The organism is Bradyrhizobium sp., from assembly GCF_030654605.1.
Taxonomy (GTDB): Bacteria; Pseudomonadota; Alphaproteobacteria; order Rhizobiales; family Xanthobacteraceae; genus Bradyrhizobium.
The window spans coordinates 76162-85289 of record NZ_JAURXB010000114.1; the positions used below are offsets into that span (position 1 = coordinate 76162).

General features: G+C 64.2%; 8 protein-coding genes. 2 read left to right on the forward strand and 6 right to left on the reverse strand.

Translation table 11 applies throughout. The features are described from left to right. Positions 1-2: 2 nt before the first annotated feature. The 3 genes from secF to yajC are packed head-to-tail and all read right to left on the reverse strand — an operon-like array spanning position 3 to position 3034. Entirely contained in the window at positions 3-1004 is a 1002-nt protein-coding gene (gene secF / locus Q7U29_RS11575; RefSeq protein ID WP_304741488.1) for a protein translocase subunit SecF, read from the reverse strand. Positions 1005-1018: 14 nt separating this feature from the next. Then, positions 1019-2620, reverse strand: coding sequence for a protein translocase subunit SecD (secD, locus tag Q7U29_RS11580; protein WP_304741490.1), 1602 nt, complete (start codon positions 2618-2620; stop codon positions 1019-1021). A gap of 42 nt (positions 2621-2662) precedes the next feature. Then, positions 2663-3034 carry a preprotein translocase subunit YajC gene (gene yajC, locus Q7U29_RS11585; RefSeq protein ID WP_304741492.1) on the reverse strand — a complete coding sequence of 124 codons (372 nt, stop codon included), beginning with the start codon at positions 3032-3034 and terminating at the stop codon, positions 2663-2665. 180 nt (positions 3035-3214) lie between these two features. Here yajC and Q7U29_RS11590 point away from each other — a divergent pair, with 180 nt between their 5' ends. Further along, positions 3215-4186 (forward strand): ATP-binding protein, encoded by a 972-nt coding sequence (locus Q7U29_RS11590; RefSeq protein WP_304741494.1) that lies wholly within the window; start codon positions 3215-3217, stop codon positions 4184-4186. Between the two features lie 5 nt (positions 4187-4191). Here Q7U29_RS11590 and Q7U29_RS11595 read toward each other — a convergent pair whose 3' ends face one another. From Q7U29_RS11595 to Q7U29_RS11605, 3 genes are all read right to left on the reverse strand, one after another. Further along, a complete protein-coding gene (locus Q7U29_RS11595) occupies positions 4192-5697 on the reverse strand; it encodes a DHA2 family efflux MFS transporter permease subunit (RefSeq protein ID WP_304741496.1) in 1506 nt (501 codons plus the stop codon). A gap of 381 nt (positions 5698-6078) precedes the next feature. Further along, on the reverse strand, positions 6079-7440 hold the full coding sequence (locus Q7U29_RS11600) for a peptidoglycan DD-metalloendopeptidase family protein (protein ID WP_304741498.1): 1362 nt from the start codon (positions 7438-7440) through the stop codon (positions 6079-6081). Positions 7441-7688: 248 nt separating this feature from the next. Then, positions 7689-8339, reverse strand: a complete 651-nt coding sequence (locus Q7U29_RS11605; RefSeq protein WP_304741500.1) for a protein-L-isoaspartate(D-aspartate) O-methyltransferase — start codon at positions 8337-8339, stop codon at positions 7689-7691. Positions 8340-8588: 249 nt separating this feature from the next. Between Q7U29_RS11605 and Q7U29_RS11610 the strand changes: the two genes are divergently transcribed. Beyond that, the gene (locus tag Q7U29_RS11610; protein ID WP_304741502.1) at positions 8589-8966 is read left to right on the forward strand and encodes a response regulator; all 378 of its coding nucleotides are present in this window, start codon (positions 8589-8591) and stop codon (positions 8964-8966) included. The last annotated feature ends 162 nt before the right edge of the window (positions 8967-9128 follow it).

Sequence of the window (9128 nt, forward strand, 5' to 3'; positions counted from 1 at the left end):
CGTCACTTCCTGGACGGTTTTTCCGGCGCGTCCCGGTTAATGCCGACGCCGAGATAGATCAGGATCGGTGCCGCGATGAAGATCGAGGTGTAGGTGCCGACCAGCACCACGCCGAAGATCATCACGGCGGTGAAGCTGTGGATGGCGTGACCGCCGAACATGAACAGCGCCAGCAAGGCCAGCGTCACCGTGACGTGGGTGATGATCGAGCGCGACAGCGTCGAGTTGATGGACTCGTTGAGCAGTTCCGGCATCGGCATCTTCTTGTAACGCCGCAGCATTTCCCGGATGCGGTCGTAGATCACGACGGTGTCGTTGAGCGAATAGCCCAAAATCGTCAGCAGCGCCGCGATACTGGTGAGATCGAAATCGACCTGGCTGATCGACATGAAACCGATGGTGAGAACGATGTCATGGACGTTGGCGATCATGGCGCCGAGCGCGAACTGCCATTCGAACCGGAACCAGAGATAGATCAGGATGGCGAAGATCGCGAGCATCAGGCCCAGCATGCCCTTGGCCAGCAGTTCGCCGGATACCCGCGGCCCCACCACTTCGACCCTGCGGTATTCGACGGCCTCGCCGAGCGCGCCGCGGATTTTTTCCACGGCCACCTGTTGGGCAGCGTCGCCGCCGGGCTGCTCGCCCACCCGGATCAGCACGTCGGCGGGCCCGCCGAACTGCTGCAGCTGAACGTCGCCGAGCCCGAGGCCCCCCAGCGTTGCCCGCATCGAGGCGATATCGGCGGTACCTGATTTGGCCTGCACTTCCAGCAGCGTGCCGCCCTTGAAGTCGATGCCGAAATTCAGCCCGTGGGTGAAGAACAGCACGATCGCGGCGATCGAGAGCAGCGCCGAAATCGGAAAGCTGATTCGGCGAAAGCGGGTGAAATCGAACTTGGTGTCGTCGGGCACGATGCGCAGCGACGGCAGCCAGCCGAAGCAGGCGACCACCGTCAGCACGGCTATCAGGACGCCGAGTCCGATGAGAACTAAATTTGTCACAGCGGATGCATTCCCTAGATCGGCACGGTCTGCGGCCGCTTCCATCTCACCCAGGCCGCGACGATCAGGGCGGTGAGCGTGAACGCGGTGAAGACCGTGGTGATGATGCCGATGCCGAGCGTCACGGCAAAGCCGCGCACCGGCCCGGTGCCGATAAAGAACAGCACGGCGGCGGCGATGAAGGTGGTGATGTTGGAATCCAGAATCGTCGACAAGGCGCGCCGGAAGCCGGCATCGATCGCGTTGATCGCACTGCGTCCGCCGCGCAATTCTTCGCGGATGCGCTCATAGATCAGCACGTTGGAGTCCACCGCGATGCCGACCGTGAGCACGATGCCGGCGATGCCGGGCAGTGTCAGCGTGGCGTTCAGCAGCGACAGGATGCCGAAGATCATGGCGACGTTGATGGCAACCGCGATGTTGGCGAACACCCCGAACAGCCGGTAGGTCAGCAGCATGAACACGATGACCAGGATCGAGCCGACATAGGCGGCAAGTTCACCCTTCTGGATCGAATCCTGGCCGAGCCCGGGTCCCACGGTTCGCTGCTCGATCACCTTCAACGGCGCCGGCAGCGCACCGGCGCGCAGGAGAATGGCGAGATCGTTGGCCGACTGCACGGTAAAGCTGCCGGAAATCTGTCCCGAACCGCCGGTGATGGGTTCGCGAATGACAGGCGCCGAGATCACCTTGTTGTCGAGCACGATCGCAAAGCGTTGCCCGACATTTTCCAGGGTCGCTTGCGCGAACTTGCGCGAGCCCGACGTGTTGAACTTGAAGCTGACGATGGGCTCGCCCGTACGCTGGTCGAAACCGGGTTGGGCGTCGATCAGGTCGCCGCCGGAAACCAGCACCTGCTTCTTGATGACCTCGGGCGGCCTGCCCGCCTCCGTGCTCGGCAGCAGCTCCGAATCCGGCGGAATACTTCCCGCCACCGCTTGATCCGGCGAAACCGTCGCATCGACCATGCGAAAATCCATCTTCGCGGTCTCGCCGAGGAGCTTGATCAGCCGCGACGGATCGCCCAGTCCCGGGACCTGGACCACAATGCGATCCTGCCCCTGGCGCTGGATCAGCGGCTCCACGGTGCCGAGTTCGTTGACGCGACGCTCGACGATCTGGATCGACTGTTCGACGGCCTTCCTGACGTGGTCGGTGATGGCCGCCGGCGGCACGTTCAGCCGGATCAGCCCGCCGCCGGCATCGCTGACTTCAAGGCTGCGCTGGCCGCTGGAGCCGAGCAAGCCGCCGAGCGGCTGCGACAGCTCGCGCAGTTTGGTGAGCGCCGTCGGCAGGTCGCTTTCCTTGGTGATGCGGACCTCGGCGTAATCCGTGCGGGCCGCGAGTCCGGTGTAGACGATCTTGTTTTCACGCAGGACACGGCGAACATCATCGCGCACCTGGTCGATCTTGTCCTTCTTGACCGCGCTGGCGTCGACCTCGAGCAGGAGGTGCGAACCGCCCTGCAGGTCGAGGCCGAGCACCAGATGACGCTGCGCCCACAGCGGCCAGGTCTTGACCTGCGCCTCGGGGAAGAAGTTCGGAACGGCGCAAAGACACACCACCAGCGCCGTAAGGATGATCGCCAGCGTCTTCCACCGCGAGAAATACAACATCGAGTTGACCCGTCAAATCAGGAGCATGCGGCGCGCAAAAAGCTAGCTCGCGGACGTCTCGTCCTTGTCCTTGGCGGTTTCAGCCTTTTCCTTCGCCGGCTCGCCCTTGGCGCGGACGCCGGAAATCATCTGCCGCATCTGCCGGACGCGGACACCGTCGGAGATTTCGAACTCGATCTGGTCGTCGTCGACCACTTTGGTCACTTTTCCGACCAGGCCGCCGGAGGTCACCACGGTGTCGCCGCGGCGGATGTTCTTCACCAGTTCGGCATGGTCCTTCACCTTCTTCTGCTGCGGCCGCAGAATCAGGAAGTACATGATCACGAAGATCAGCGCGAACGGCAGCAGCGACATCAACATGCTGTTGGTATCGCCGCCGGCCGCGGCCTGGGCAAACGCAGGAGTAATCAGCATTCGGACAATCCTCGTGAAACGGGGGTAAACCAGCGACCCATCGGCGTCGGGCCGGTTCGGTCAAATTCGCGCGGACTATAGCGGCCAGCGCCCCAATTGCAACGCTGCCAGCCCCCTCTTTTGGGCCGCTTGCAGCCTTCCGCAAGGCCCGATATGGGTGCGTCCTGAGGAACCCCAAAGATGTCGAAAAAGCCCAGCAAAACAGGGTCTCGCGCCGCCTCCAGGGCTGGCCAGCGGAAATCGGCGAAGCCCGCGACAAAACGCCCGGCCGCGCCGCCAAAGCAGGCCGCGGACGAGCGGATCGCGCGCGCGCTCGAAACCATCGTGGCGCACCTCGCGGCTGCCTCGCCGGCGCCAAATGAGGCCTCCTCATTCGGCAGCGCCGACGCCTTCGTCTGGCACCCCAATGGACGGCTGGCGCCGGTGCCGCGTGTCAGCCGGGTCGAGCTCGGTCTGCTCAAGGGGATCGAGCGGGTGCGCGATATCCTGATCGAAAACACCGAGCGTTTCGCCGACGGCCTGCCCGCCAACAACGTGCTGCTGTGGGGCGCGCGCGGCATGGGCAAATCGTCGCTGGTGAAGGCGGCGCATGCCAATATCAACCTCGAGCGCAAACCGGCACGACGCCTGAAGCTGGTCGAAATTCACCGCGAGGACATCGAGAGCCTGCCGGCGCTGATGGACCGGCTGCGCCGCTCGGATTTCCGCTTCATCGTGTTCTGTGACGACCTTTCGTTCGACGGCAACGACGCCTCCTACAAGTCGCTGAAGGCGGTGCTGGAAGGCGGCATCGAGGGCCGCCCGGACAATGTCATCCTGTACGCGACTTCCAACCGCCGCCACCTGCTGGCGCGCGAGATGATCGAGAACGAACGCTCGACCGCGATCAATCCCGGCGAAGCGGTCGAGGAGAAGGTCTCACTGTCGGACCGTTTTGGCCTTTGGCTCGGCTTTCACCGCTGCAGCCAGGATGAATACCTGGCGATGGTGAAGGGCTACTGCGCCCATTTCGGCATCAAGCTCGCGGAAGCCGAACTCGAGCACGAGGCGCTCGAGTGGTCGACCACGCGCGGCTCGCGGTCGGGCCGCGTCGCCTGGCAGTTCACGCAGGAACTGGCGGGACGGCTCGGGGTCCGGCTGAAGCCGGACTGATCCTGTCAGCCGCCGTCGGCGTGCCGTTCCGACCGCGCCAACGGAATGATCAGCAGCCCGAGCACCGCCACCGCTGCCAGCAGAGCCCAGGCTTCATTGACGCTGGTCGCAAAGGCGGCCTGCTCGATCATGGAAGCAGCAGCCGATAGATCCGTTGGAATCCGGTCGAGCCCGATCGCCTGCGCGGCCGTGATGTCACCCGCGATCAGGCGCTGGCGGATGGCTTCGACATGTCCGCTGGTGCGTCCGTAAAGCACCGTGTCGATCAGCGCGATGCCGACCGCGCCGCCCAGGTTTCGCATCATGTTGAACAGGCCGCTGGCGTCCGGCACCTGCTTGTGCGGCAACCTCTCCAGCGCCATCCTGGTCGGCGGCAGCAGGCAGAACATCGCCGCGAAGCCGCGCAGGACCTGGGGCCAGAACATCTCGTCGAAATCGGCGGTGCGGCTTTCGAACGCGCTCATGCCGAGGCCCACGGCGAACAAGCCAAATCCAAACGCCGACAGCCAGCGCGGATTGACCCGGCTCTCCAGCGCGCCGGCGATCGGCGCGGCCACCAATTGGGCGGCTCCCGTCACCAGCATGATCGAGCCGATCTGCAGGGGATCGTGCTGCCGGACATAGGCGAGAAACACCGGCATCAGATAGACCGCGCCGAACAGTCCCACGCCGAGGCAGAAGCTGAGCCCGCAGCCGACGGCAAACGACGGCACTTTCAGCGTCGTCAGTTCGACAATCGGCTGCACCGCCTTCAGCGTTCGCATGGCGAACGCCGCCGTCGCGGCCGCGCAAAGCGCGAACAGACCGAAGCAGACGGCGGAGAACCAGCCATTGTGCGGCGCCTGCTTCAAGCCGATCTCGAGGCTCGCCAGCGCCACCGCCATGAGCGCCAGCGACATTGCGTCGAAATGCTTCAGCTGGTTCAGGCGGGGCCTGCCCCGCGGCAGCAGAAAGGGTGTCGCGATCACCGCGATGACGCCTGGAACCACATTGACCAGAAACAACCATGGCCACGAATAATGATGCGTGATCCAGCCGCCGACCACCGGCCCGACCGTCGGCGCCAGCACGGCCATGATGCCGGCGATGGTGCCGGCGATCGGATGGGCCCGCGTCGGAAACAACAGAAAGATGCCCGAGAACACCGCAGGGATCAGCGTGCCTCCGGCAAAACCCTGAAGGATGCGGAAGAACACCAGCGACGTGAAATTGGTAGAGAAGGCGCAGCCGACCGACGTCACGGTGAAGATGAAGATGGCGATCACGAACAGCCAGCGCAGGGTGAGAACGCGCGTCAGCCAGCCGGTCAGCGGGATCGCCGTGATCTCGGCAATCAGATACGCCGTCTGGATCCAGCTCATGGCATCGGGCGATATCGCGAGCGCCTGCTGGATCGCCGGCAGCGAGGTCGCGACCACCTGGATGTCGAGGATCGCCATGAACATGCCGAGGCACATCAGGACGAAGCCGAACCAGGTGGCAATCCTTGCCGAAGTCGTCCGCCAGATCATGGAGCGTCGCGCAATCATTGTCTCACGCGGCGCGCCCGACGCGGTTATCGGCAGATCTGTGGACCGCAGGAAGCGAAGCGCTGAGAACTGTAAGAACGGCGGCCGGCAATGGCAGGCCTAAAGGCTAGGGAAGTAGCTGACCCGGCTGGAAATGTACACCTCTTCGCCCGCGCGGTTGGCGGGAACCGCAATGGTCGCGGTACAGACAGTCGTCATCCCCCGCGAAAGCGGGGGACCCAGTACGCCGCGGCGCCTCGGCCCAATCTCAGGTCTCTGGAAAACTGGGTCACCCGGTCACCTCGTGCGAAGACGCGCTTCGCGCTTTTGCCGGGCGATGGCAATTGCGGGTGAGGAAGCAGCCTCCGCCCGAAGCTTCTCGCCTCACGCCCCGTTGAGGAATTGAAGCGGGTCAACCGGTGAAGATCCCTTGCGGATCTCGAAGTGGAGCTGCGGCGACCCCACCTCTCCCGACTGACCCGACTTGGCAATGATCTGGCCGCGCTTGATCGTGTCGCCGCGCTTCACCATCAGTTCACTCGCATGGGCATATGCGGTGACGTAACCGTTGGAGTGCCGAACCAGAACGAGATTGCCGTAACCCTTGAGTTCATTTCCGGAATAGGCGACGACGCCATCTTCCGCCGCCTTGACGGGCGTGCCTTCCGGCACCGCCAGATTGATGCCGTCATTCGCCTTGCCGTTGGTCTTGGCGCCGTAGCTCGTGATCACCTTGCCGCGCACCGGCCAGCGGAACGTCGGCAGCGCGCCGGTTGCTTCGCTGGCTTTGACGGGCGCCTCAGCCGCGGGAGCTTCTTCGACCTTGGCGGTAGCCGAGGCAAGCCGCGCGCTTTGCGTCTGCGGGCCCAAGGCAATCGTTCGGGTAACCGGCGCAGCCAATGTACCGGGTTGAGCGGCGGCAGCGGCGACCGGCTGGGCAGCAGGTCCCGCCGCCACGGTTTTTGCGCCGGGCACGGTCAATTTCTGGCCGAGCTTGAGTCTGGACGAGGAGTCGAGACCGTTGGCCCTGGAGATTTCCGCGGCGGTCACCTTGTTGCGACGCGCGATGCTGAGCAAGGTGTCGCCGCGATTGACGACATGAACCGTCGGCGCGGCAGCCACGACGGGCTTGCTGGCAGGCGCCGCCAAGACCGGTGCTGAGCCCGGTGCAGGCGCAGCAACAGCCGCAGTCTGGCGCGGAATGATCAATTGCTGCCCGGGCGACAGCGCGCGCGGTCCCTTATAGCCATTGGCCTGCAGGATCGCGGCGGAGGAAACGTTGTAGCGGCGCGACAACGTATCGAGCGTGTCGCTGGTGCCCACGATGATCGTGGTGCCGGATTGAGCTGGCGGGCGAACGGCCGCGACCGAGCGCGGGGCAACGGTAGCCGTGGTCTCCAGCGGCTGATGCGTCGGCGGTGCATAGGAAGACAGGCCGCGCCCTCCCCCGGACACGCCGGAATGCGCGGTCGGATAAGATTGCGGCGCCGAGATCGGCGGCGGCAGCGGCTGTGACTGGTATTGCGCTTGCGGGCGGGAATATTGCGGCAGTTCGCGGCGCTCGACCGCAGGCGTCCGCACCGAGCTGGTGGTATCCGGTTGCGACGCAAAGGGGTTGGAAAGGTTGTTTTGCGACAGCCGCGTCTGCATGTCGGAACTACAGCCGGCAAACCCAAATGACATCAGCGCCAGCGCCGCGACGTGCGGAACGCGACGCGAGTAAAGCAACTCGACGACACGGGACATGGTTACTCACTCGTACGCAACAAATTACTGATTTGAGTAAACACGTCCCCAGTAAACAACCGCTTAACCCTGGGAATAAGACGTTGGCGGAACAGCCGATCCCGCCCCGCTCCCTCATGGTGAGGAGCACGCCACGGCGGCGCTTGCGCTGCCGGGCGTGCGTCTCGAACCATCTGGCACCGTGCCTGATGCCATCCTTCGAGACGCATCGCCGTCGGCGATGCTCCTCAGGATGAGGGGGAAATGAGCTACAGTTCGCGGGCGATCCCGGGCAGCGCCGGCACGAACCGCACGTCCACCAGTGCCTTGCGCTCCAGACCGGCCTCCGTCCTGGTCAGGCGGATCAGGGTCTGGGTGCCCTGGTGCGGCCCGACCGGGGCAATCAGGATGCCGCCGGGCTCCAGCCGCTGCGTTAACGCCTCGGGGACTTGCTCCATCGCCGCCGTCACGATGATGCGGTCGAAATTGCCGGCGCCATCGGGGACATCGAAGCCGTCCCCCAGCATCACCTCGACATTGTCGCATCCGAGCTTCTCCAGCCGCGCGCGGGCGCTGTCGGCGAGCGTCCGGTAGCGTTCGATCGACAGGACATGGCCGCAGAGCCGCGACAGGATGGCAGCCTGGTAACCCGAGCCGGTGCCGATCTCGAGCACGCGATGGTGCTTCTGCAGGTGCAATTGCTCGGTCATGTAGGCCACCACGAAAGGCTGGCTGATGGTCTGGCCGCAGGCGATCGGAAGCGCGCTGTCGCGCCAGGCGTCGGCGCGGTCGGCCGGCTCCACGAAGACGTCGCGCGGAATGGCCTCCATGGCGCGCAGCACCGCCTGATCGCTGATCCCGCGCCGCCGCAGGTTGAGCTGAAACATCATCTTTTCCGGCGGATTTTGAACGGCGGGCATCTCGGTCTCGCAAGGCTCTACCGAGGCACCCTAGCGCGTCTCGGCCGGACAGTTCGATGCAATATAGAAAGCAGGTTTCTCTGCCAATCCAGGTTCCCCCCGCGGAACCAGCCGTGATACCTTGGCGTTGGGTGACCATGCCATCCACCTGCCCTCACCCGCAACCGCGGGTGGCGTGGAGGATATGTTGATATTGCACCAGACAGCGTTATTTGCGATCTTTACCGTGGGACGGGCAAGGACATCATCATGACTGCGACGCGGCTGCCGCGGGGTTCAGTGTTTCTCGTCGAGGACGAGGTCATGATCAGGATGATGGTCGCCGACATGCTGGAGGAGCTGGGCTACACCGTCGCGGCTGAGGCCGGCGAGATCAACGAGGCGATGAGGCTGGCGCAGTCCGCCCATTTCGACCTCGCCATTCTCGACGTCAACGTCAACGGCAAGGTGATTTCGCCGGTTGCCGAACTGATCAAGGCGCGCAACCGCCCGTTCATCTTCGCGACCGGCTACGGCTCCTCGGGACTCCCTGAAGAATATCGCGACCGCCCGGCGCTGCAAAAGCCCTTCCAGCTCGAAACCCTGGCCAAGATGATCGACGCCGCAATGAAAAGCGCGACGGTTTAGCAGCGCTGTCGTCCCGGCGTTCCAGGCTGTGTGAAAAGTGGGTGTGTTAACATCATTTGGAGTGGATTTTCTGATTCGGGGGCCGTGATGGCGCATGTCACCGGAGCGTCGCGTTATCAAGCGACCTTGTTTCCTGAGGTTCTGGACGAGGTGGTTGGTCCA